Source organism: Sphingomonas sp. 3-13AW (genome assembly GCF_049311085.1).
Taxonomy (GTDB): domain Bacteria; phylum Pseudomonadota; class Alphaproteobacteria; order Sphingomonadales; family Sphingomonadaceae; genus Sphingomonas.
Genome location: NZ_JASNVZ010000014.1, coordinates 1 through 23,331, shown reverse-complemented (window position 1 = coordinate 23,331; position 23,331 = coordinate 1). Strand labels below are relative to the sequence as shown.

18 protein-coding genes are annotated in these 23,331 nt (G+C 68.3%); 12 read left to right on the top strand and 6 right to left on the bottom strand.

Annotated elements, in window-relative coordinates:
- Window positions 1–111 precede the first annotated feature (111 nt).
- Window positions 112–1,779: a M28 family metallopeptidase gene (locus tag QP045_RS14400; protein WP_422515690.1), complete on the bottom strand. Its 1,668-nt coding sequence runs from the start codon at window positions 1,777–1,779 to the stop codon at window positions 112–114.
- Window positions 1,780–1,900: 121 nt separating this feature from the next.
- Here QP045_RS14400 and QP045_RS14395 point away from each other — a divergent pair, with 121 nt between their 5' ends.
- Genes QP045_RS14395 through QP045_RS14385 form a run of 3 tightly spaced genes read left to right on the top strand, consistent with a single transcriptional unit; the run spans window position 1,901 to window position 4,979 of the window.
- Window positions 1,901–2,344: a GFA family protein gene (locus QP045_RS14395; RefSeq protein WP_422515689.1), complete on the top strand. Its 444-nt coding sequence runs from the start codon at window positions 1,901–1,903 to the stop codon at window positions 2,342–2,344.
- Window positions 2,325–3,086 (top strand): alpha/beta fold hydrolase, encoded by a 762-nt coding sequence (locus tag QP045_RS14390; protein ID WP_422515688.1) that lies wholly within the window; start codon window positions 2,325–2,327, stop codon window positions 3,084–3,086. The genes QP045_RS14395 and QP045_RS14390 overlap by 20 nt, the downstream gene beginning before the upstream one ends.
- A gap of 54 nt (window positions 3,087–3,140) precedes the next feature.
- A complete protein-coding gene (locus QP045_RS14385) occupies window positions 3,141–4,979 on the top strand; it encodes a M2 family metallopeptidase (protein ID WP_422515687.1) in 1,839 nt (612 codons plus the stop codon).
- Window positions 4,980–5,048: 69 nt separating this feature from the next.
- On the opposite strand, the gene QP045_RS14380 is transcribed toward QP045_RS14385, so the two are convergent.
- From QP045_RS14380 to QP045_RS14370, 3 genes are all read right to left on the bottom strand, one after another.
- The gene (locus QP045_RS14380; RefSeq protein WP_422515686.1) at window positions 5,049–6,485 is read right to left on the bottom strand and encodes an AMP nucleosidase; all 1,437 of its coding nucleotides are present in this window, start codon (window positions 6,483–6,485) and stop codon (window positions 5,049–5,051) included.
- A 118-nt stretch (window positions 6,486–6,603) separates the two neighbouring features.
- Window positions 6,604–7,002: a hypothetical protein gene (locus QP045_RS14375; protein ID WP_422515685.1), complete on the bottom strand. Its 399-nt coding sequence runs from the start codon at window positions 7,000–7,002 to the stop codon at window positions 6,604–6,606.
- A 97-nt stretch (window positions 7,003–7,099) separates the two neighbouring features.
- Entirely contained in the window at window positions 7,100–7,588 is a 489-nt protein-coding gene (locus tag QP045_RS14370) for a peroxiredoxin (protein ID WP_422515684.1), read from the bottom strand.
- Window positions 7,589–7,698: 110 nt separating this feature from the next.
- Between QP045_RS14370 and QP045_RS14365 the strand changes: the two genes are divergently transcribed.
- The 9 genes from QP045_RS14365 (at window position 7,699) to trxA (ending at window position 21,287) form a co-directional block, all read left to right on the top strand.
- The gene (locus QP045_RS14365; protein WP_422515683.1) at window positions 7,699–8,259 is read left to right on the top strand and encodes a YqgE/AlgH family protein; all 561 of its coding nucleotides are present in this window, start codon (window positions 7,699–7,701) and stop codon (window positions 8,257–8,259) included.
- Between the two features lie 112 nt (window positions 8,260–8,371).
- Window positions 8,372–9,814 (top strand): adenosylhomocysteinase, encoded by a 1,443-nt coding sequence (gene ahcY / locus QP045_RS14360; RefSeq protein ID WP_422515682.1) that lies wholly within the window; start codon window positions 8,372–8,374, stop codon window positions 9,812–9,814.
- A 188-nt stretch (window positions 9,815–10,002) separates the two neighbouring features.
- Window positions 10,003–12,348: a PAS-domain containing protein gene (locus QP045_RS14355; protein WP_422515681.1), complete on the top strand. Its 2,346-nt coding sequence runs from the start codon at window positions 10,003–10,005 to the stop codon at window positions 12,346–12,348.
- 5 nt (window positions 12,349–12,353) lie between these two features.
- Window positions 12,354–12,797, top strand: a complete 444-nt coding sequence (gene tsaE / locus QP045_RS14350) for a tRNA (adenosine(37)-N6)-threonylcarbamoyltransferase complex ATPase subunit type 1 TsaE (protein ID WP_422515760.1) — start codon at window positions 12,354–12,356, stop codon at window positions 12,795–12,797.
- Complete coding sequence (locus tag QP045_RS14345; protein WP_422515759.1) at window positions 12,794–13,765, top strand: aminoglycoside phosphotransferase family protein; 972 nt, start codon at window positions 12,794–12,796, stop codon at window positions 13,763–13,765. Before tsaE ends, QP045_RS14345 begins: the two co-directional genes overlap by 4 nt.
- On the top strand, window positions 13,762–14,523 hold the full coding sequence (locus QP045_RS14340) for a nucleotidyltransferase family protein (protein ID WP_422515680.1): 762 nt from the start codon (window positions 13,762–13,764) through the stop codon (window positions 14,521–14,523). Before QP045_RS14345 ends, QP045_RS14340 begins: the two co-directional genes overlap by 4 nt.
- Window positions 14,516–17,485: a double-strand break repair protein AddB gene (gene addB / locus QP045_RS14335; RefSeq protein WP_422515679.1), complete on the top strand. Its 2,970-nt coding sequence runs from the start codon at window positions 14,516–14,518 to the stop codon at window positions 17,483–17,485. The genes QP045_RS14340 and addB overlap by 8 nt, the downstream gene beginning before the upstream one ends.
- The gene (gene addA / locus QP045_RS14330; RefSeq protein ID WP_422515678.1) at window positions 17,478–20,915 is read left to right on the top strand and encodes a double-strand break repair helicase AddA; all 3,438 of its coding nucleotides are present in this window, start codon (window positions 17,478–17,480) and stop codon (window positions 20,913–20,915) included. The genes addB and addA overlap by 8 nt, the downstream gene beginning before the upstream one ends.
- A 51-nt stretch (window positions 20,916–20,966) precedes the next feature.
- Window positions 20,967–21,287 (top strand): thioredoxin TrxA, encoded by a 321-nt coding sequence (gene trxA, locus QP045_RS14325; RefSeq protein WP_422515677.1) that lies wholly within the window; start codon window positions 20,967–20,969, stop codon window positions 21,285–21,287.
- 35 nt (window positions 21,288–21,322) lie between these two features.
- Here trxA and QP045_RS14320 read toward each other — a convergent pair whose 3' ends face one another.
- Both QP045_RS14320 and argJ read right to left on the bottom strand, forming a co-directional pair.
- Window positions 21,323–22,120: an inositol monophosphatase family protein gene (locus QP045_RS14320; RefSeq protein WP_422515676.1), complete on the bottom strand. Its 798-nt coding sequence runs from the start codon at window positions 22,118–22,120 to the stop codon at window positions 21,323–21,325.
- A gap of 5 nt (window positions 22,121–22,125) precedes the next feature.
- The coding region (gene argJ / locus QP045_RS14315; RefSeq protein WP_422515675.1) for a bifunctional glutamate N-acetyltransferase/amino-acid acetyltransferase ArgJ at window positions 22,126–23,331 on the bottom strand (1,206 nt) is incomplete at its 5' end.

Here is a 23,331-nt window from a genome sequence, read left to right as displayed (position 1 = left end):
GCCTCTCCTGATGCTGTTATTTTGACGCGGCCTCTATCGTGCCGAGGCGGCCCCGTCCATGCCGAGGCTTGGCCGGGGCGGGATCGGCACCGGCCGTCCCGCCCGTCGCCGTCACTTCCGCTGGGTCGCCGTCTGCTCGCGGGTGGCGCGGAATTCGCTGTCGGCGGACCAGTTCGGCCACACCCGGCTGTTCGCCAGCCGGTCGCCCAGATTGTAGAGCAGGCTCAGGTCGCCCTCCCAGCTGCTGGTATTCCAGCTGGCGTCATATTCGTCGGCCGGCTGGTGGTAGCGGTCGCGGGTATAGAGGTCGCTCAGTTCCTTGCCCCGGGCCGTGCCGCCGTTCACCAGATCCTGCCCGGCACTATAGGAGATTGCCGGCACCCCGCGCTTTGCGAAGGGAAAGTGGTCGGAGCGATAGAAGCCGCCGGCCTCGGGCCGCGTCTCGGGGGTATAGTGGCGCCCAAACTTGGCCGCTTCCTCGGTCAGGATGGTGAGCAGGTCGAGCTTCGCCGCGCCCGAAATGCTGAAGTCGGTGGTCGTCTCCACCGCGAACGGCCCGTCCATGTTGATCGCGCCCACAGTAGTGGCGAGCGGCCGAAGCGGGTTGTCGGCGTAGTATTCGGAACCCAGCAGCCCCTTTTCCTCGGCCGTTACCGCGAGGAACAGGATCGAGCGATCCGGCTTCGGGCCCTTGGCGTACGCGCGGGCCATCTCCATCAGCGCAGCCGTGCCGGTCGCATTGTCGCGCGCGCCATTATAGATGGTGTCGCCCTTTGCATCCGGGGCGCCGATGCCGAGATGGTCCCAATGGGCCGAGTAGATGATGGTCTCTTCCGGATGGCGGCTGCCGGGCAGGATCCCGGCGACGTTGTGCGAGGTGATGACCTCTGGCTTCACCTGGTAGTTGGCGGTCATGGTCGCGTTGAGCGCCATGGGGCGGAAGTCGGCCTTGCGGGCCGCGGCCTTGGCGGCTTCGAAGTCCGTGCCCGCCGCCTTGAACAGCTCGGCTGCCAGATCCTTCTGGATCCAGCCCTCCATCGGCGTGTGCGCGGCAGCAGGGTTCGCGCGCACGATGTCGAACATGGTGTTCGTGTTCGAGTTTTTGACCGTCGCCCAGCCATAGGAGGCGGGCTCGGTTTCGTGGATCACGAGGACGCCGGCGGCACCCTGGCGGGCGGCTTCCTCATATTTGTAGGTCCAGCGGCCGTAGTAGGTCATCAGCCGGCCGCCGAAGTCGCCCTCGCCACCCTCGAAATCGGGGTCGTTGACGAGCACGACCATGATCTTGCCCTTGAGGTCGACGCCCTTGAAGTCATCCCAGTTGCGTTCCGGCGCTTTCACGCCATAGCCCACGAACACCAGCGGCACCTGGTCGAGCTTGACCGATGTCTGGCCGGTCGAGGCGGCACGGACGGCAATCTCGTTGCCCTGGGTCAGCTTCTTGGTGGCTCCGCCGATCGCCATCGACAGGCTGGGCGTGCCGACGATGTCCGATCGCAGCAGCGGCACGTTCTGGAAGAAGCTGCCCTTGTCGCCGGCGGGCTTCAACCCTGCGGCCTTGAACTGGGCGGCGATGTAGTCGATCGTCTTGGTCTCGGCGCGGGTGGCGGGGCCACGGCCCTCAAATTCGTCGCTCGACAGCGTCTTGATGTCGTTGGTGACGCGCGCGATGTCGAAGACGGGCTTCTTGGCTGGCGCCGCGATCGCGGCCGGGGAAGCGCCGAGCAGGGCGGCAAGCGCAAGCAGTCGCATCGGCGAGCGCGGGGAACGGAACGGCATGGGTGGAACAACTCCTGTGCGAAGCGACTAAATCATGTGGCGCGAATGGCCCTGACGCATTGATGCCAAAGCTGCGCGCAATGTCGAGGTGGTGCAACGAGGCGGACGAAGGAGGCAGGCGATGCAGGAAGTGGTTTCCGGGGGCTGTCAGTGCGGGCGGGTGCGCTACCGCGTCGCCATTCACAACGACGACGCCTATCTCTGCCACTGCCGGATGTGCCAGCGCGCGACCGGCAATGTCTCGATCGCGTTCAAGAACGTGAAGAAGGCGGAGGTGGTTTGGGAGCACCAGCCCGACCGCTATGCTTCGTCGCCGATCGCCAGCCGTGGTTTCTGCCGGGAATGCGGCACGTCGCTTACCTTCGAGTTCCCGGACAGCGAGAACATGGACCTGACGGTGGGGAGCTTCGATGCACCCGGCCGCTTCCAGCCACGCCATCATTTCGGGGTGGAAAGCTGGCACCCGCAATGGCTCGACACGCGGGGCCTGCCCGAATATCGCGCGGACGAGAACCCAGGCACTCGCGACAGGTGGATGAAAATCGTTGGCAGACTTCCCGACTGAGACGCACCGGTTCAACAGCTTCGACGGCACCGAACTCGCCTGGCACGAGGGCGGGGCGGGGCGTCCGCTGCTGCTGATCCACGGCTATTTCAGCGACGCCTATACGAACTGGATCCGCTACGGCCACGCCGCGCGGATCGCGGCAAAGGGTTATCGGGTCATCATGCCGGACCTGCGCGCCCACGGACAAAGTGCCTGCCCGCATGATCCCGCCGCCTATCCGCCGGACGCGTTGGCGCAGGATGGGGAGGCACTGGTCGCGCACCTTGGGCTCACCGACTATGATCTCGCCGGCTATTCGCTGGGTGGCCGCACCGCTGTCCGGACGCTCGCGCGCGGTGCTGCGCCGGGCAAGCTCGTCATCGCCGGCATGGGGCTGGAGGGGCTGACCGACACCGGCGCACGGGCGGGGCATTTCCGCAACATCCTGACCAACCTCGGCAAGCACGAGCGCGGGACGCCGGAATGGATGGCCGAAGCGTTTCTCAAGACGACCAAGGGCGATCCGGTCGCGCTGCTCGGCATCCTCGACACCTTCGTCGACACCACGCCGGAAGAAATCGCTGCCATCCGCCAGCCGACCCTGATCGTGGCCGGAGAGGAGGACGGCGACAATGGCAGCCATGCCGCGCTCGCCGACCTGCTGCCCAACGCCACGCTGCGCGAGGTGCCGGGCGGTCATATGAGTGCCGTGACCAAGCCGGAGCTGGGACAGGCGATCGCCGACTTCCTCGCCGCTTGACCCGGGGCGGGGCGGGCGCGCAGGAATGCGCATCCGTTCCTACACCGAGGTCCCATGTTCCGTACCGCTGCCTCGACGCTTGCCGTCGCTCTTTCGCTAGCGTCCGCTGCGCCCGCGCTGGCGCAGACCGCGTCAATCGCCACCGCGAACGCGGCGCCCACGGCCGCACAGGCCGACGCGCTGGTCGCGCGTGCGGAGAAGGAGTTTGCCGACTACTCGCTCGATGCGTCGCGCACCGCCTGGGTCAACGCCACCTATATCACCGAGGACACCGACGCCCTGGCCGCCAAGTCGGGCGCGATCGGCACCGAAATGGGTGTCCGCTACGCGCTGGAGGCGGCGAAGTTCGACGGGGTGAAGGGCCTGTCCTTCGACACCCGCCGCAAGCTCGACATCCTGAAGAACGGCTTGACCCTGCCGGCGCCGACCCGGCCCGGCGCCGCGCAGGAACTGTCCGAGATCGCCACCCGCATGGCCTCCTCCTACGGCAAGGGCCGCGGCACCAAGGGTGGGCAGCCGATCAACGGCTCCGACATCGAGGCGGCCATGGGCGACAGCCGGAACCCCGATGAGCTCAAGGAGATGTGGGTCAGCTGGCACGACAATGTCGGCGCGCCCATGCGCAGCGACTATGCCGAGATGGTCGGCATCGCCAACGACGGCGCAAAGGAGCTGGGCTTCTCCGACGTCGGCGCGATGTGGCGTTCGGGCTATGACATGCCGCCGGAGCAGTTCGAGCAGCTGGCCGACAAGCTGTGGAAGGAGGTCGAGCCGCTCTACCTCTCGCTCCACACCTATGTCCGCTGGAAGCTGAACGATAAGTACGGCGATGCCGTCCAGGCCAAGACCGGCCCGATCCGCGCCGACCTGCTCGGCAACATGTGGGCGCAGGAATGGGGCAACATCTATGATGTGGTCGCACCTCCGGGCGCCGGCGACCTCGGCTATGATATCGGCGACCTGCTGAAGGCCAAGAACTACGACCCGGTGAAAATGGTAAAGACCGGCGAGGGCTTCTACTCCTCGCTGGGCTTCGCGCCTCTGCCCGAGACGTTCTGGCAGCGTTCGCAGATCGTGAAGCCGGCGGACCGCGAGGTGATCTGCCACGCCTCCGCCTGGGACATCGACAGCGTCGACGACCTGCGCATCAAGATGTGCACCAAGGTGAATTCTGACGACTTCGTCACGATCCACCATGAACTGGGCCACAATTACTACCAGCGCGCCTATAACAAGCAGCCGTTCCTCTACCGGAACGGCGCCAACGACGGGTTCCACGAGGCGATCGGCGACTTCGTCGCGCTGTCGATCACGCCGGATTATCTCGTCACCATCAACCTGCTCGATCCTGCGCGGGTGCCGTCCGCGGACAAGGACATCGGCCTCCTGCTCCGGCAGGCGATGGACAAGGTCGCGTTTCTCCCGTTCGGCCTGCTGATGGACAAGTGGCGCTGGGGCGTCTTCTCGGGCCAGATCCCGACGGGTGAGTATCAGAAGGGCTGGGACGCCTTGCGCCTCCAGTACCAGGGGATCGTGCCGCCGGTGGCGCGGGACGAGAGCCGCTTCGATCCGGGCGGCAAGTACCACATCCCCGGCAACACCCCGTACGCGCGCTATTTCCTGGCGCGCATCCTCCAGTTCCAGTTCTACAAGGCTGCCTGCGACCAGGCGGGCTGGAAGGGCCCGCTGCATCGCTGCTCCTTCTTCGGCAACAAGGAGGTCGGTGCACGCCTGAACGCGATGCTGGAGATGGGCGCGTCCAAGCCCTGGCCAGAGGCGCTGCAGGCGTTCACCGGCACCCGCGAGATGAGCGGCAAGGCGCTGGTGGACTATTTCGCCCCCCTCAAGAAGTGGCTCGACCAGCAGAACAAGGGCAAGCCCAAGGGCTGGTAAGCAAAAGGGGCTTGCACGGTGCGCGCCGTGCAAGCCCCTCGTGCCGCCTGACCTGCGTCAGGACATGGCTTAGCGGAACGGTGGCTCGTTGAACGCGCGGAGCTTGCGGCTGTGGAGGCGATTGCCCTCCCTCCGCAGTTCCTCGCAGGTCTCGATGCCGATCCGCATGTGCTCGTTGATGGCGCGCTCGTAGAAGCGGTTCGCCTGCCCCGGCAGCTTCAGTTCGCCGTGCAGCGGCTTGTCCGACACGCACAGCAGCGTCCCATAGGGCACGCGGAAGCGATAGCCCTGCGCCGCGATGGTCGCGGACTCCATGTCGATGCCGACTGCGCGGCTGAGCGAGAAGCGCAGCGCCGAACGGGAGAACTGAAGCTCCCAATTGCGGTCATCGGTGGTGACGATGGTGCCGGTGCGCAGCCGCCGCTTGAGCTCGTCGCCGGACTGGCCGGACACCGTCTCTGCGGCGCGTGCGAGCGCCTGCTGCACCTCGGCAATCGCTGGGACCGGGATTTCCGGCGGCAGCACGTCGTCGAGGATATGGTCGTCGCGCAGATAGGCGTGGGCCAGCACATAGTCGCCGATGCGCTGGCTGGGGCGCAGGCCGCCGCAGTGGCCGATCATCAACCATGCTTCCGGCCGGGTAACGGCCAGATGGTCGCAGATCGTCTTCGCGTTGGAGGGCCCGACGCCGATGTTGACGAGGGTGATGCCGCTGCGATCCGGCGCCATCAGGTGATAGGCCGGCATCTGGTGCCGGCGCCATGCGCTGTCGGACACCAGTTTGTCGGGGTCGTCGCCTGCCGTCATCATGATCCCGCCGGCACCCGACACTGCAGTGTACCGGCTGCCTTCGCCAAGCTGCGAGCACGCCCAGCGGACGAACTCGTCGACATAGCGATGATAGTTGGTGAACAGCACGTAGCGCTGGATGTGCTCGGGCGGGGTGCCGGTATAGTGACGCAGCCGGGCGAGCGAGAAATCGGTGCGCAGGCCGTCGAACAGCGCCAGCGGGCGGTTTCCGTCCGAGTGGATCCACAGGCCATCCGCGATCTCGTCGCCGATATGCGCGAGTTCGGTCGCCGGAAAATGGCGGGCGAGTTCGGTGGCGGAGACCTCGTCCAGGCTCATCGCATGCCCGGCGTCCAGCACATAGGGGAAGGGGATTTCCTGCCGGCTGGGGGCGATGCTGACCTCGACGTCGTGGCTCTCGAGGATCAGCGAGAGCTGTTCGATGAGATAGTCGGAGAACATCGCCGGCTTGGTCACCGTGATGCGGTATTCGCCCGGCACGTTCAGCCGCGCGAACGAGCGCATCGGTGTCGGCATGTCGTTGCCGCCGCGGTAGCTCAGCCGGAGTTCGGGATAGGCGAAGGAGCCATCCATGCGCGCGGAACTCGGCGGGGGAGTGCGGTCGCGCAGATAGGTGTCGAGGGCGCTCCGAAGCCGATCCACGGAGGCATTATAGAGTCGATCCAGCTGATCGACGATGTCTGAGGCTTGCGTCATTGTCTGCGGCTAAAGCGTTCCGGGCCACCGTGCAAGCGGCCCCAAAGCGGCGAACCGCCGATGCCCTACGGAAGGGGGCACCGGCGGTCTGCCATCCCGCGGCCAGGCCGCGGCAGGGTTATTTGGTGGTCGACTTCGTCTCGCCGGACTTGGCCGTTCCCGACTTGGTGTCGCTCGCCTTGGCGGCGGACGATTTGGCGCCGGTCGACTTCGCCTTGGTGTCGCTGTTCTTCTTGTCGAGCAGCTTGGACGCGCCGAACGCTGCGCCGGCAATGGCGGCGGCGGCACCGGCGACGATCGCGGCGGTCGTGCCCGGGTTCTTCTTCACGGCTTCCGTGGTGCTCTTGGCAGCGCCCTCGATCGCTTCCTTGCTGCGGGCTGCGGCCTCGGCAACGGCCTCCTTGCTCTTGTCCAGCTGGACGTGGGCCTTGTCGGCGAAGCTGGTCTTGTCGGCTTCGGTCTTGGTATCGTTGCTGCCGGTGGAACCGGTCGTGCCGTTTGGCGTCGTCGCATTCATCGAGGCGTCTCCCATCGATTTTGTTGGTCGCGTAACAGGGAAACCAACTCGTGCAGCCATCGACGGTTCCGACCGCGCAACGAGTTGGCATCCGCAACTAGCGGTTGAGCGTTTCCAGCAGATGCTCGGCAGAGCTGACCCGGAATTCGCCCGGTTCTTCCACGTACAGCGCCTCGACCACGCCGTCGTTCACCACCATCGCATAGCGCTGCGCACGCGTGCCCATGCCGAACTTTGATCCGTCGAGTTCCAGCGCGATGGCCTTGGCAAAGGCGCCGTTGCCGTCCGCCAGCATCGTCACGCTGTCGTCGACCCCGTTCGCGTCCGCCCACGCCTGCATCACGAACGCGTCGTTGACGGCAGTGCAGGCAATCGCGTCGATGCCCTTGGCCCGGATTTCCGCCGCTTTCTCGACGAAACCCGGTAGGTGGCGGGCGGAGCAGGTGGGCGTGAAGGCGCCCGGCACCGAAAACAGCGCGACCCGGCGTCCCCCGAAGAAGCTGGCGGTGTCGACCAGTTCCGGCCCATCCGGGGTCGCCTTGGCAAAGCTGGAATCGGGCAGGCGGTCGCCCACTTGGATGGTCATGCAGATCTCCCTGTTGTGCTGGCTGAATGGCCGCGCGGACTAGCTAGGGAAGTGCTGCCGGGATTTTCAAGCGGTGGCGCCGGTCCGAACCGCACGCTATGTTTCAAACCATGGAGAAAACGGCGTTTCTGGTTGGTCAATTCTTGTTGGCGATGCCCGGCATCGGCGATCCGCGGTTCGAGCACGCGGTGATCGCGATGTGCGCGCATGACGAAAATGGCGCGATGGGCGTCGGCATCGGCGAGGAGGTCGACGGCCTGGGCCTCCACGACCTGTTGCGGCAGTTCGATCTGCGCACCGATCTGGTGGCGGACCTGCCGGTGCATGTCGGCGGCCCGGTCGAGCCGCGTCGCGGCTTCGTGCTCCACAGCAAGGACTGGGGTGGGCAGGACACGATCGATGTTGCGGGCTGCTGGTCGCTGTCAGGCACGATCGACGTGCTGCGCGCGATCGCGGAGGGGAACGGGCCGAAGCAGTTCCTGGTCGCCCTGGGCTTTGCCGGATGGGAGGGCGGCCAGTTGGACGGCGAGTTGCTGCGCCATGGCTGGTTCAACACGCCGGCCGATCCGTCGCTGATCTATGACGTGCCGGCAGCGGAGCGCTGGAACCGCGCCTTCACCACGGCGGGCATCGACCCGAGGCTGCTCGTCGCCGGAACGGGCACCGCCTGACGGCATCCGGCGGGCTTGGACACCCGCTTTGGATGCATCATATAAAGAACTCTTTATATAGCTGATTGCGCCAAGGCGGGGGGTCCGCTACTGGCGCGGCATACCGCGCGCCATGTTGGGCGCGCATCGGTTCGACAGGAGATACTTCGTGGCCACTGCGCTCGACACCCAGGATTATGTCATCAAGGACATCAGCCTTGCCGCATTCGGCCGCAAGGAAATCGAGATCGCCGAGACCGAAATGCCCGGCCTCATGTCGCTGGTCGAGGAATTCGGTGCGTCCAAGCCGCTGAAGGGCGCGCGCATCACCGGCTCGCTGCACATGACGATCCAGACCGCCGTGCTGATCGAGACGCTGGCGAAGCTCGGCGCGGAACTGCGCTGGGCGTCGTGCAACATCTTCTCGACCCAGGACCATGCCGCTGCTGCGATCGCAGAGTCCGGCATCCCCGTGTTCGCCGTGAAGGGCGAGACGCTGGAAGAATATTGGGATTATGTGACCCGCATCTTCGACTGGGGGCAGGACACCACCTGCAACATGATCCTTGACGATGGCGGCGACGCGACGATGTTCGCCCTCTGGGGTGCGCGCGTCGAAGCGGGCGAGGCGCTGTTCACGCCGACCAACGAAGAGGAAGAGATCTTCGTCGCCACGCTGCAGCGCTTTCTCAAGGAGCGTCCGGGCTACCTCACCAAAACCGTCCAGAACATTAAGGGCGTGTCGGAAGAGACCACCACCGGCGTGCATCGCCTCTATGAGCTCGCCAAGCAGGGCAAGCTCCCGTTCCCGGCGATCAACGTCAACGACTCGGTGACCAAGTCGAAGTTCGACAACCTCTATGGCTGCAAGGAGTCGCTGGTCGACGCGATCCGTCGCGCCACCGACGTCATGCTCGCCGGCAAGGTCGCATGCGTCGCCGGCTTCGGCGACGTGGGCAAGGGCTCGGCAGCGTCGCTGCGCAACGGCGGCGCGCGCGTGCTGGTGACCGAAGTCGATCCGATCTGCGCCCTGCAGGCGGCGATGGAAGGCTATGAGGTCGTCACGATGGAGGACGCGGCAACGCGCGCCGACATCTTCGTGACCGCGACCGGCAACGCCGACGTCATTACGCTCGACCACATGCGCGCGATGAAGAACATGGCGATCGTGTGCAACATCGGCCACTTCGACAGCGAGATCCAGATCGCGGGCCTCAACAACCTGAAGTGGACCGAGATCAAGCCGCAGGTCGACGAAGTCGAGTTCGCCGACGGCAAGAAGATCATTGTTCTCGCCAAGGGCCGCCTGGTGAACCTGGGCTGCGCGACCGGCCACCCATCGTTCGTGATGTCCTCGTCCTTCACCAACCAGGTGCTGGCGCAGATCGAGCTCTGGACGAAGGCCGACGAGTACAAGAACGAGGTCTATGTCCTCCCCAAGCACCTCGACGAGAAGGTGGCGGCGCTGCACCTCGACAAGCTGGGCGTGAAGCTCTCGAAGCTCAGCCAGAAGCAGGCCGACTATATCGGCGTGCCGGTCGAAGGCCCGTTCAAGCCGGACCACTACCGCTACTAAGCGGTATCGTCGCTGAGCGGCGGGATGAAAGAGGGCGGGGTGCCACCGGGCACCTCGCCCTTTTTCGTTTCCGGACGATAAAGCGACGTGCTGATGCTGCGGTGCGAATGGCGCTGGCGCGTGAGATCGCCTAAACCGCCGGTGATGAGGGCAGGCAGTCTGGCACGGCCGCGGGGACGAGTGCGGCGATGATTATTTTGAACCCCGTCTCGGCGATCCTGGCCGGGGCGGTATTGGCGCTGTTGCTGATAGCGGGGGTGTGGGCGCTGGCCGGTGGCCTGTGGCTGCGAAAGCGTGCGCGGTCGCGGATCAGCGCCGCGGGCATCGACGCGACGCTGGTGCAGGCATCGCCCGCGCAGGCGATGCTGGTGCGTGCCGATGGCCGCGTGGAGATGCCGCCCCGGCTGGCCGAATGGCTGGGGCTCTCGTCGATGCCGCAGACGCTCGCCGACCTGACCGGCATGGACGAGGGGCTCGACCCCGGCAGTGCCGAGGCGCTTCTGCGGGAGATCGGCGGCGCCCAGCGGGCGGCGCGCCCCTTCCGGATCGAGGTACGTGCGCGGGGTGCTGCCCGCACGCTCACCGCCACCGGGGAACGTGCCCCGGCTTCGCTGGAGCCGCATGGCGGCGCCCTGGTGTGGTTTTTCGACGCCACCGAATTCCAGACCGAGATCGGCTCGCTCTCCCACGATATCGAGGAGTATCGCACCGGCTTCGAAGCGCTCTCCGGCCTGATCGAGGCTGCGCCGATGCCGATGTGGTATCGCGACAGCGACCTGCGACTGGCGATGGTCAACACCGCCTATGTCCGCGCCGTCGACGCGTTCGATGCGCGTGAGGCGCTGTCCCGCCAGGCCGAGCTCGTCGACGGCGACGGCATGGGTGGCCCGCTCGGCAGTGCGCTGATCGCGCGCGATACCGGTCAGCCGCAGTCGAGCGTAATGCCTGCGACCATCGGCGGCGCCCGCCGGATGCTGCGCGTCCATGACGTGCCGCTGCCCGAGGGCGGGATCGCGGGCTTTGCGGTCGACATCCACGATGTCGAGGAAATGCGCGCCGGCATGAAGCGCTTCCGCCTCGCGCAACGCGCCGTGCTCGACCGACTGTCGGCAGGCGTCGTCCAGTTCTCCGCCGACCGCTCGCTGGAATTCTGCAACCAGCCGTTCCGGCGCATCTTCGGCATGCGCGGCGAATGGCTGGCGGACCGGCCCGAGTTCGACCGGGTGCTCGAACGCATGCGGGAAGCCAAGCGCCTGCCCGAAGTGCGCGATTTCCCGGGCTGGAAGCAGGAGCGCCGCGCCTGGTTCCGCGCGGCCGAGGCAGTCGAGGAGCCCTGGCACCTGCCCGGCGGCACCTATCTGCGTGTCGTCGCCCAGCCGATGCCCGAGGGCGGGCTGCTGCTGATCTTCGAGGATCGCACCGAGCAGGTGCAGCTTGCGAGCGCGCGCGACACGCTGCTGCGGGTGCGCACCGCGACCTTCGACAATCTGTTCGAGGCGCTGGGCGTCTTTTCCGCCGACGGACGCCTGCAGCTGTGGAACAGCAAGTTCCGCCAGCTGTGGGGGCTGGAGGAGGCATTCCTCAACGACCATCCGCGCGTCGACGCGATCGCCGAGCGGGCGGCGCCGATGCTCGCCAACCCGTCGCGGGCTGTGTTGATCCCGGAGCTGATCCGCTTTGCGACCGTGCAGCGCATCCAGCGCGGCGGGCATTTCGCGATGGCAGACGGGCGGCATTACGAGTTCGGCGCGGTGCCGCTGCCGGACGGCAACGCGCTGCTGACGATGCTCGACATTTCCGACAGCCGCCGGATCGAGCAGGCCCTGCGCGACCGCAACGAGGCGCTGGAAGCGGGCGACCGGACCAAGACGGCGTTCCTGGCCGCGATGAGCTATGAGCTTCGTACGCCGCTCACCTCGATCAAGGGCTTCACCGAGATGCTGCACGGCGGCTACGCTGGCAAGCTGAGCGAGGACGGGTCGCGCTATACCGGCGCCATCCTGGAGTCGGTCGACCGGCTGGCCGAACTGATCGACAATGTGCTCGACTTGACCGCGAGCGAGGGCGCGCCGCTTCAGCGCGGCGACATTGACCTCGCCCCGCTGGCCAAGGCGATGGCGGCCGACATGCTGCCTGCCGCCGCCGCCAAGCGCATCGAACTGGTGGTCGAGGTGGCGCCGTCGGTCGGCAACATGGTCGGGGACCCGCGCCGCATCGGGCAGGCGATCTGCCACCTGCTGGACCACGCGATCGCCGGCACCCGCGACCGCGGGCGCGTTTTGCTTCATGCCGATGGCGACGCGGAGAGGGCGCGGATCATCGTGTCCGACGACGGACCCGGGATGGATGCGACCACCGCCGCCCATGCGCTGGATCGGTTCGCCCCCGGGGGCGCGCTTCGGCGGGGAGAGCGGGCGCTCGGCCTCGGGCTGCCGCTGGCACGTCGCATCGTCGAGGCGCATGGCGGCACTATCGCGCTGGTGTCGGAGCAGGGTGCGGGTACGCTTGTCACGATCGAACTGCCCAGGGGATGAGCACCATGCTGCTGCACAACCCGGAAGAAGCGCATGCGTTCGGCGCCGCCCTGGCGCGGGTCGTGAACCCAGGCGACGCGATCGCGCTGTCGGGGCCGCTGGGGGCGGGGAAAACCAGCATCGCGCGCGGGCTGCTCGCCGCACTGGGCTTAATGGAAGAGGCGCCGTCGCCCAGCTTCGCGATCGTCCAGCCCTATGAGCCGCCCGAAACCAGCATGCCGGTGCTGCACGTCGACCTCTATCGCATCGAACATGCGGATGAGGCCGAGGAACTGGGCCTCGACGAAGCGCGGCTGGATGCGCTGCTCGTCGTTGAATGGCCCGAACGCCTGCCGGACAGCGCCTGGGAAGACGCGCTCTGGCTCACCCTTACTCCCGAACCGGATGGCACCCGCCGCTTGACAGCTAAGGTGCCGCCGTCATGGAAAGCACGATGGCCGCTGACATGAACCCGCCCGCCGCGGCGCCCGCCTTTCTCGCAGCGCATGGTTGGGGAGGGGCCGAGATCGTGCCGCTCGCCGGCGATGCGTCGTTCCGCCGCTATTTCCGCGCGCTCGATGTCGGGCGCAGCGCCGTGCTGATGGACTCGCCGCCCAAGCTGGAGGACCAGCGCCCGTTCGTCGAGCTCGCCCGCTGGCTGGGCGAGCGCGGGTTCCGGGCACCCGCGATCCTGGCCGAAGATCCGGCCGAAGGGCTGGTGTTGCTGGAGGACTTCGGCGACGCGCGCCTCCGCGAAACCGTCGAGGCGGCTCCCGGCAGTGAGTTGCAGCTCTATTCCGCCGCGATCGACGTGCTGATCCGCCTGCGCGACCATCCCGCCGCGCCGGTGCCGCCCTATGATCGCAGCGTCTATCTGCGCGAAGCGATGCTGCTGCCGGAATGGTATTGTCCGGCCGTCGGCCTGAACGTCGACGTAAACGGCTATCGCGCCGCCTGGGAGGCGGTGCTCGGCCATGCCGAACACGGCGACGCCGTCACCGTGCTGCGCGACTATCACGCCGAAAACCTGATGCTGGTCGAGGGCGCTGGAGAGGCGCTGGGCCTGCTCGACTTCCAGGACGCGCTTGCCGGCCACCCGGCCTATGATCTCGTCTCGCTGCTCCAGGATGCGCGACGCGACGTGGATGCGAGCGTCGAGGCGGCGATGCTCGCCCGCTACCGTGAGATTACCGGCGCGGGCGACGACTTCCTGGCCGCCTATCATGTGCTCGGCGCGCAGCGGAACGCCAAGATCGTCGGCATCTTCACGCGCTTGTGGCAGCGCGACGGCAAGCCGCGCTACGCAGGCCTCTGCCCCCGCGTCTGGGCCTATCTGGAACGCGACCTTGCGGAACCGGTGCTCGCGCCGGTCGCTGAGTGGTTCGACGCCAACATCCCGCCCGAACTTCGGGGCGATCCAATGCAGGTGCGCGCATGAGCGATGCCATGACCCTGTCCGTGCGTCCCAACCCGGACGTTCCGGTGCCGGAGACGGCGATGGTAATGGCGGCGGGGCTCGGCAAGCGGATGCGGCCGCTTACCGCCACCCGTCCCAAGCCGCTGGTGCCGGTCGCGGGCAAGCCGCTGATCGACCATGTCTTTGACCGGCTGCGCGCCGCCGGGGTCAAGCGGGCGGTGGTCAACGTCCATTACCTCGCCGACGTGCTGGAGGCGCATCTGCGCGCCCGCGTGAAGGACCTGGAGGTGGTCGTTTCCGACGAGCGCGCCCAGTTGATGGAGACCGGCGGCGGTCTGGTGCAGGCGCGCGACCTGATCGGCGACAAGCCGTTCGTCTGCGTCAACAGCGACAATCTGTGGGTAGACGGACCGGTCGATGCCATCCGCCTGCTGGCGGAGGCCTGGGACGATGCGCGCATGGATGCGCTGCTGCTGCTGGTGCCGCTTGCGCGCGCGGCCAGCCATCGCGGGCAGGGGGATTTCCACCTCGATCCGTCCGGGCGGATCACGCGGCGGCGTCAGCCCGGGCGGCTGGCGCCGTTCGTCTTCACCGGCCTCCAGATCATGTCGCCGCGGCTGATCGCCGACTGGCCGGAGGGACCGTTCTCGACCAACCTGTTCTGGGAACGCGCGCTCGACGCGGGTCGCCTGTGGGGCATGGTCCATGAGGGGCTGTGGTTCGACGTCGGCACGCCGGCAGCGATCAGAGAGACCGAGGCGGCGCTTGCCGATGGCTGAGGCCACGCGGCTTCGGCTCTATTCGATTCCGCCGCACCGCGCGTTCGCCGATGCGCTGGCAAACGGCCTGCTGCGCCAGTACGGGCGCGACCCGATGGCGCTGGCGCGCGGGTTCGTGCTGCTGCCCAACAACCGTGCCAAGCGCGCGATCACCGACGCGTTCGTGCGGGCGAGCGGGGGCGGCTTGCTGATGCCCCGGCTGGTCGCCGTCGGCGACCCGGAGATCGACGAGGCAGTCGGGCCGTTTGCGGATCCTGCCGACGATCTCGATCCGATCCCGCCCGCAGTCGCACCGCTCGCAAGGCGGATGATCCTGGCGCGGCTGGTGGAGGAGGAGCGGAAACGCGCCGGACGCCCCGTAGACGCGGCGGAGGCCGTGCGGCTTGCGGGCGACCTCGCGCGCACGCTCGACCAGTTGCTGGTCGAGGAAGTGGAGCCCGATGCGCTCAAGGCGATCCGTTTCGACGAGCCGCTCCAGACGCATTGGGAGCGCTCGCTCGCGATGTTCGAGACGGTGCTGGTGCGGTGGCCGCAGGAACTGGAACGGCTTGGCCGCATCGACCTGGCGGTGCGGCGTCGGCGGCTGCTCGACCGGCTGATCGCGCGGTGGCGGGCGACGCCGTCGGCGGGCTTCGTCTGCGCCGCCGGCATCGCCAGCGCTTCACCCGTGATCGCGCGCCTGCTGCGCGCCATTGCCGAACTGCCGCATGGAAGCGTCGTGCTCTCCGGCCTGGCGGTGGACATGGACGATGCGGAGTGGGACCTGCTCGGGCCGCACGAGCCTGATCCCGTGACCGGCCGCCGCCGTCGCTCGATCGAGACTCACCCCCAGTTTCACCTCAAGCTGCTGCTCGACCGCATGGGGGTGGGGCGACGCGAGTTCGAGACATGGCGGGCCGGCAGCGAGCATGACGCGCGCCCGGCGCGCAGCCGCACGATCGAAAGCGCGCTGGCGCCCGCCGAGCGCACCCACGACTGGATCGACCTTCCGGCGGAACGGCGCAGCCTTGCGGGTGTGCAGGCGCTGGACGTGCCGACGCCGGCGGAAGAGGCGCAGGCGATCGCCATCGCGCTCCGCCAGGCGCTGGAAACCGAGGGCAAGACCGCAGCGCTGGTAACCCCGGATCGCGCACTTGCCCGACGCGTCTCCGCGCATTGTGCACGCTGGGGGATCACCGTCGACGATACCGCCGGCCAGCCGCTGTCGGTGCTGCCGCCCGGGACGATGCTGCTCGCGCTCGCCGATGTCGCGGCACAGGATTTCGCGCCGCTGCCGCTGCTGGCGTTGCTCAAGCATCCGCTCGCTTGCGCCGAAGAGGGGCGGCTGGAGTGGCTGGAGGGCGTCCGCCGGCTTGATCGCGCGTTGCGCGGGCCCCGACCGGCTCCCGGGCTCGCGGGGATCGACGCGTTTCTCGCCGATGCGGAGGGGCGTGAGGGTGCCTTGCGCCGGGCGGCCGCACCCTGGTGGGAAAAGACGCGGCCGCTGCTGGAGCCGCTGGCCACCACCTATGCCGGTGGGGTGCGTCCGCTGCCCGAACTCGTCGGCGCCCTGCGTGCTGCCGCCACCGCGCTCGGCGGAGACGCGCTGTGGTCGCGGCCTGACGGGCGTGCCGCGGGCGAATTGCTCGATACGCTGGAGCAGGAGGCGGTGCACGGCCCGGCGCTGGTCGATCCCGAATCGATCGGACCGATGCTGCGCACGTTGATGGACGAAGTCGCGGTGCGTCCGCAGCACGGCGGTCACCCGCGGCTGGCGATCTACGGCCTGCTCGAAGCGCAGCTGCAGACGGCAGACCTGACGATCCTGGGCGGGCTCAACGAGGGCGTATGGCCGGGGCTGCCCGCGCCCGATCCGTGGCTCGCGCCGCGCATCCGGGCCGAGCTGGGCCTGCCGGGCCTGGAACGACGGATCGGCCTTGCCGCGCATGATCTTGCCAACAGCCTGGGCGCGAAGGAGGTGCTGCTCACCCGCGCCCATCGCGACGCAAGCGGCCCGACGGTGGCTTCGCGCTTCTGGCTGCGGCTGGAGGCACTGGCTGCGGACGGTCTCAGGCGAGCAAAGGACCTTGCGGCCTGGACCCATGCGATCGACGATCCTGGCGGCTATGAACCGGCGTCGCGGCCGGAACCGTGCCCGCCGGTGACGCTGCGTCCGCGACAGATCTCCGTCACGGAAGTCGACCGGCTGAAGGCCGATCCCTTCGCTTTCTACGCGCGCCGCATGCTCCGGCTGGCGTCGTTGGATCCCGTCGACGCCGACCCCAGCGCCGCCTGGCGCGGGACGGCGGTGCATGCGGTGCTGGAGGGGTGGGCAAAGGAGGACGGCTTCGATCCTGCCCGTCTTGCAGCCCGGGTCGACAGGCTCGCCGCTGATCCGCGCACGCATCCGCTGCTGCGCGCACTGTGGGTGCCGCGGTTGCGGGAGGCCGTGGACTGGATCGCGGGGGAGGTAGCCGCGCAGGCGAGTTCCGGCCGCACCATCCTGGACGTCGAGGGCGAGGGCAAGGTCGAGGTCGCGGGCGTCGAATTGCGCGGCAAGTTCGACCGCATCGATCGGATGGAGAATGGCGAGCTGGCGGTGGTCGATTACAAGACCGGGCAGCCGCCCTCCACGCGCGCGGTCCGCGACGGCTTCAGCCTGCAGCTGGGCCTGCTGGGCATGATGGCCGAGCGCGGCGCCTTCAAGGGGATCAGCGGGACCGCCACCGCGTTCGAATATTGGTCGCTCGCCAAGAAGGGCGACAGCTTCGGCTATGTCGCGACGCCCGTGGATCCCGCCGGCAAGTTCAACCGGGTCGAGACCGATCGTTTCGTCGCGCTCGCGCTGCACCATTTCACCGAGGCGGCGGGCAAGTGGCTGACGGGCGGGGAGCCCTTCACCGCCAAGCTGAAACCCGAATATGCCCCCTTTGCCGAGTATGACCAGTTGATGCGCCGCGACGAATGGTACGGCCGTGAGTAGCGCCGGCCTGCTTCACGAACTCCAGGGCAGCCAGGCGCGCGCCAGCGATCCGCGCCGCCATGTCTGGCTCTCCGCATCGGCAGGCACCGGCAAGACCCACGTGCTCACCGCGCGCGTGTTCCGGCTGCTCCTGCGCGGGGTCGAGCCATCGGCGATCCTGTGCCTGACCTTTACCAAGGCGGGCGCGGCGGAGATGGCGGAGCGCGTCAACGCGCGTCTCGCGCGCTGGGTTCGCTTGCCGGAACAGGACCTGAAGAAGGATCTGTTCGCCCTGGGCGAGGACCATCAGGACGATGCGCTGATCGCCCGCGCGCGCACCTTGTTCGCCCGGGTGCTGGACGCGCCGGGCGGCGGCATCCGCATCCAGACGATCCACAGCTTTTGTCAGACGCTGCTGTCGGCCTTTCCGGTCGAGGCGGGGCTGGTCCCCGGCTTCCGCCCGCTGGAAGCGCGCGAGGAAGCGGCGATGGCGCGTGACGCGCTCGCCGCGATGCTGGTCGAGGAGCAACGACAGGGGCGGATGACCCTGGGCGATGCCATCGCCGCCCTCAGCCTGCGGTTGGGAGAGGGGCGTGCCGAGGCGTTCCTGGCGGAATGCGCGCGCCGGCCCGAAGCCATGGCGGCGCTTCCCGCCGATCTTCCGGGCTTCCTGCGCGATGCGTTCGATCTGCCGCGCGGTGATCTGGATGGGGCGATTTGCGACAGCTGCAGTGACGAAGCCTTCGATGTCGAGGCGCTGCGCGACCTGATGGAAGCGAACCGCGCCTGGGGCACGTCCACCGGCCTCAAGGTCGCAGCCGCGATCGAGGCATGGCTGAGGGCGGAGCCCACCGACCGTGCGGCGGCGCTCGACACGCTCTACAGCCAGTTCTTCACCCAGAAGGACACGCTCAAGAAGGCGTCGGCGAAGGTCCTGGCAGCACTGCCCGACTATGACATCGCGGCCGAGGCGATCGGCAGCCGCTGTGCCGAACTGGTCGCGATGCGCCGCCGGGCTGCCTATGCCGACCTGCTTGCAGCCGCGCTGGAGGCGGGGCGGCGCTATGCCGCGGCCTACTCCGAAGCAAAGCGTCGTGCGGGCGCGGTCGACTTCAACGACCTGATCGCGCGCACCCTGGCGCTGTTCGAGCAGCCCGGCATCGGCGAATGGGTCCGGTTCAAGCTCGACCTCGCGACCGAGCACGTCCTGATCGACGAGGCGCAGGACACCAATCCCCAGCAATGGGCGATCGTGCGCGCGCTAGTCGACGAGTTCTTCGCCGGTGAAGGCGCGCGTGCCGCCGGGCTGCGCACGCTGTTCGTCGTGGGCGATTACAAGCAGGCGATCTTCGGCTTTCAGGGCACCGACCCCATCTATTTCAAGGCCGCGCACCAGCTGTTCGAGCAGCGCGCTGCCGTGGCGCCGGAATATGACACGGAAGCACAGCCGCTCGACACGCTCTCGCTGACCGAGAGCTTCCGCTCGACCGCGCCGGTGCTGGAGTTCGTGGACGCGGCGATCGACGCCTTCCCTCAGCCCGGCATGGGCGAGATGGAGGAACGGTTGCAGCACGCCAGCCGGGTCGCCGGACCGGGCAGCGTCACGCTGTGGGCGCCGACCGTCGAGGACGTGGGAGAGGGCGACGACGGCGAGGAGCGGTGGGTCGCCGATGCGACACGCACGCTTGCCAGCCGCATTGCCCGCAGCATCCGCGACTGGATCGGAACGCTTCCCCTTGAGAGCAAGGGGCGGATGCTGGGCGCAGGCGACGTGATGGTGCTGGTCAAGCGCCGTGGCGAACTCGCCTCGCTGATCGTCGCGCGCCTCTATGCCGAAGGGGTGCCGGTCGCCGGCATCGACCGGTTGCGGCTGAACGCGCCGCTTGCGGTGCAGGACCTGCTGTCGGCGATCCGCTTCGCGCTCCAGCCGGACGATGACCTCTCGCTGGCGAGCCTGCTCGTCTCGCCGCTGATCGGCTGGAGCCAAGACCAGTTGCTGGCGGCAGCGCTTCGGGAACGCGGGAGCCTGTGGCGGCACCTGCGGCTGACCCAACCCGAAGAGGTGCAGGCGCCGCTTCATCAGATCCTGCGCCGCGCCGACGTGGCGACCCCGTACCGGTTCCTGGAGGAACTGCTGTCGGGTCCGATGGAGGGCCGGCGCAAGCTGGTGCTGCGGCTGGGCGAGGAAGCGCGCGACCCGATCGAGGAGCTGCTCAACGCCGCGCTCAGCTTCGAACAGGTGGCGACGCCCTCGCTGCAGCGGTTCCTCGACTGGTTCGATCGCGGCGATGTCGAGATCAAGCGCGATCCTTCGCAGGGCGGCGGTTCGGTGCGGGTGATGACCGCGCACGGCGCCAAGGGGCTTCAGGCGCCGCTGGTGATCCTGGCGGACGCCTGCATCGACCCCAGCCAGAACCGACGCGAGACTTTGCTGTGGGCGCCGGAGGGCTATGCGGGACCGGCCTTTCCGGTGTTCCGCCCCCGCGCCGGGGAACGCGACGGACCGCTCGATGCCGCGCTCGCGGAGGCGGATGCAAAGGAGCTCGCCGAGCATTGGCGGCTGTTCTACGTCGCTGCGACCCGCGCCGAGGAACGGCTGGTGATCGCGGGCGCGCCGGGGTCGCGGGCGAATGGTGTCGCGCCGCCGCTCAGCTGGCATGCCGCCGCCGGTGCCGCCCTCGACGCCCTGGGCGTGGAAGCGGACGAGGACGGCACCCGCGTCTTCCGGGGGCGAACCCCGGCCAAGCCACTCCCGCTACGGTCCCCGGGCGGGAAGGGGAGCGACCACGTCGTCGAGCCCGTCCCCGGCTGGCTGCGCGCGCCCGCGCCCGAGGAAGCACGCCCGCCAAGGCCGCTCGCGCCATCGTCGCTGGGCGAAGACGAAGTCTCGGATCCGCCGCCGACCCCCGCGATGCGCGCTGCCGCCCAGCGCGGGCGGCTGCTCCACCAGCTGTTCGAACGCTTGCCGGTGCTCGCGCCCGACGAGCGCGCAGCGGCGGGGGAACGCTGGCTTGCCGGAGCCGCGCAGGTCGATGACGCGGCCGAGCGCCGCCGGATCGTGCGTGATGCGCTCTCCATCCTGGAGGAGCCGAGGTTTGCGCCGCTGTTCGGGCCGGATGCGCTGGCGGAGGCGCCGATTGCCGCGACCATCGGCGGCACCGTGGTGTCGGGCACCGTCGACCGGCTGTTGATCCTGCCCGATCGCGTGCTGGTGGTCGACTTCAAGACCGGACGCCGCGCACCGGAAACCGCAGCGGAGGCGCCGACCTATCACCTGCGGCAGATGGCGGCTTATGCGGCGGCGCTGGCGGTGATCTTTCCGGGCCGCACCATCGAGGCGGCGCTGCTCTATACGGCGGTGCCGCGGCTGCTCGAACTGCCGGCGGCGTTGCTCGATCAGCACAAGCCGCGCTTGGCGGCGCGGGAGCAAAGCTTCGCGCCGGACGCTTGAGACGGCGCGCGACCGAACCTAGGTAATGCAGCGATCAAGGAGATTACGATAATGGCGACCAAGGCGATCACCGATTCCAGCTTCCAGGCAGACGTCCTCGATGCGGACAAGCCGGTGCTGGTGGATTTCTGGGCCGAGTGGTGCGGTCCGTGCAAGATGATCGGCCCGTCGCTTGAAGAGATTTCGGAAGAACTGGGCGAGGAAGTGACCATCGCCAAGCTCAACATCGACGAGAACCCGGACGCACCCGGCAAGTACGGCGTGCGCGGCATCCCGACGATGATCCTCTTCAAGAACGGCCAGCCGGCGGCGACCAAGGTCGGCGCGGCACCCAAGGGCCAGATCAAGGGCTGGCTCCAGGGCGAGCTCTGAGCGAGACGGGGCCGGGTCACACCGGCCCCTTTTCTTTACCCGAATACGAGCGGCGCGGCCTGATCCCAGAGCGCCGGGGAAGCGGCACCCAGCATGCCGCGGCGGGTGTCCCCAACTCGGAACGGCGAACCGTCGGCACGCGCGACGTGGCCGCCGGCTTCCTCCAGGAACAAGACGCCCGGGGCATGGTCCCAGGGGAGCGTCCGCTGGAACAGCGCGACGTCGTTCGTTCCCAGCACCAGCCGCGGGTATTGCTCGGCAGCGCAGCGGGGGATCTCTACCAGCGTAAGCTTGCCGGCGACCCGCGCCGTGAGCGCGGCGCGGTCCTCTTCCGTCATGAAATAGGTGGCGAGCGCGGCTACCGGTTCGGCCTGCCCGGTGCCTTGCGCGGTGACACGGGTGCCGTCGATGAAGGCGCCGCCGCCACGAATCGCGTGGCACATCCGGTCGGCCACCGGATCGTACAGCCAGCCCGCCTGCGGGACGCCGTCCTCGACCAGCGCGATCATCATCCCGAACGGCGTCTGGCCGGCAGCGAAGTTGTTGGTGCCGTCGACTGGGTCGATCAGCCACACGCGCCCGTCGCCGACGGTTTCGAGCAGTGTCGGATCGGCGGCGCACGCCTCCTCGCCGACGATGCGCGCGCCGCCGTCGATGGAGGCAAGCCCCTCCGCCAGCGCCAGTTCCGCCTCACGATCGGCGATCGTGACCAGATCGTCCTTTTCCTTCTCCTCGATGTCCGCCGCGTCGAGGTGCTGGAAGCGGGGCAGCACGATCTCTGCCGCGACCTGGCGCAGCAGCGCGGATACGGCGACGTGACGGGCATCGGTCATAGGGTTCAGCTCCGATAGTCGGCGTTGATCGAGATGTAGCCGTGGGTGAGGTCGCAGGTCCAAACCGTCGCGCGCCCCTCGCCGATGCCGAGGTCGACGCCGATCTCCACCGTCTTGCCCTTCAGGTGCTCGGCAACCGGCGCTTCGTCATAGCCGGTGACGGCAAGGCCGTCGCGAGCGACCTGGGTGGTGCCGAAACGGATCGACAGCTTGTCGCGCTCGGCCGGCTCCCCTGCCTTGCCCACCGCCATCACCACGCGACCCCAGTTCGCGTCCTCGCCCGCGATCGCGGTCTTCACCAGCGGCGAGTTGGCGATGCTCATGGCGATGACATGGGCGCTGCGGTCGCTCTCCGCGCCCTCGACGTCCACCTGGATGAACTTGGAGGCGCCTTCGCCGTCGCGGACGACCTGCTGGGCAAGGTCCAGGCACACGTCGAACAGCGCGGCGGCAAAGGCATCGGCGCCGTCACTATCCGCGTCGACGAGCGGCGCATTGCCGGCCTTGCCGGTCGCGAATGCCAACACCGTGTCGCTGGTCGAGGTGTCGCCATCGACCGTGATGCACGAGAAGCTCTTGATGTTGGCGGCCGACAGCGCCGACTGGAGGAAGCCCGGCTCCACTGCCGCATCGGTGAACACGAAGCCCAGCATCGTCGCCATGTCGGGGGCGACCATGCCGGATCCCTTGACGATCCCGACCAGGGTGACCGTGCGGCCATCGACGATCGCGGTGGCGGTCGCAGCCTTGGCAAAGGTGTCGGTAGTCATGATCGTCTCTGCCGCTGCTTCCCAGCTGCAGGGTTCGGCGACGAAGGCGGCGTCGAGCCCGGCCTCCGCCTTGTCGATGGGGAGCGGCACGCCGATGACGCCGGTCGAGGCGACGAACACGTCCGACGGCTGGCAGCCGAGGTGCGCGGCCGCGCGTGCCGCGACGGCTTCCACCGCCTCACGCCCGCGGTGGCCGGTAAAGGCGTTCGAATTGCCGGCGTTCACCACCAGCGCACGCGCCTGGCCCAGCACCAGCGCCTTGCGGCACCATTCGACTTCCGGCGACGGGCAGCGGCTCTGCGTGAGCACGCCGGCGACGGCGGTGCCGGGTTCCAGGGTGACGAAGGTCAGGTCGCAGCGATCCCAGTTCTTGTAGCGCGCGCGGGCGACGCGCGGCGTGACGCCGGCGACGGCGGGCAGGACGGGGAAGGAGGCGGGGGC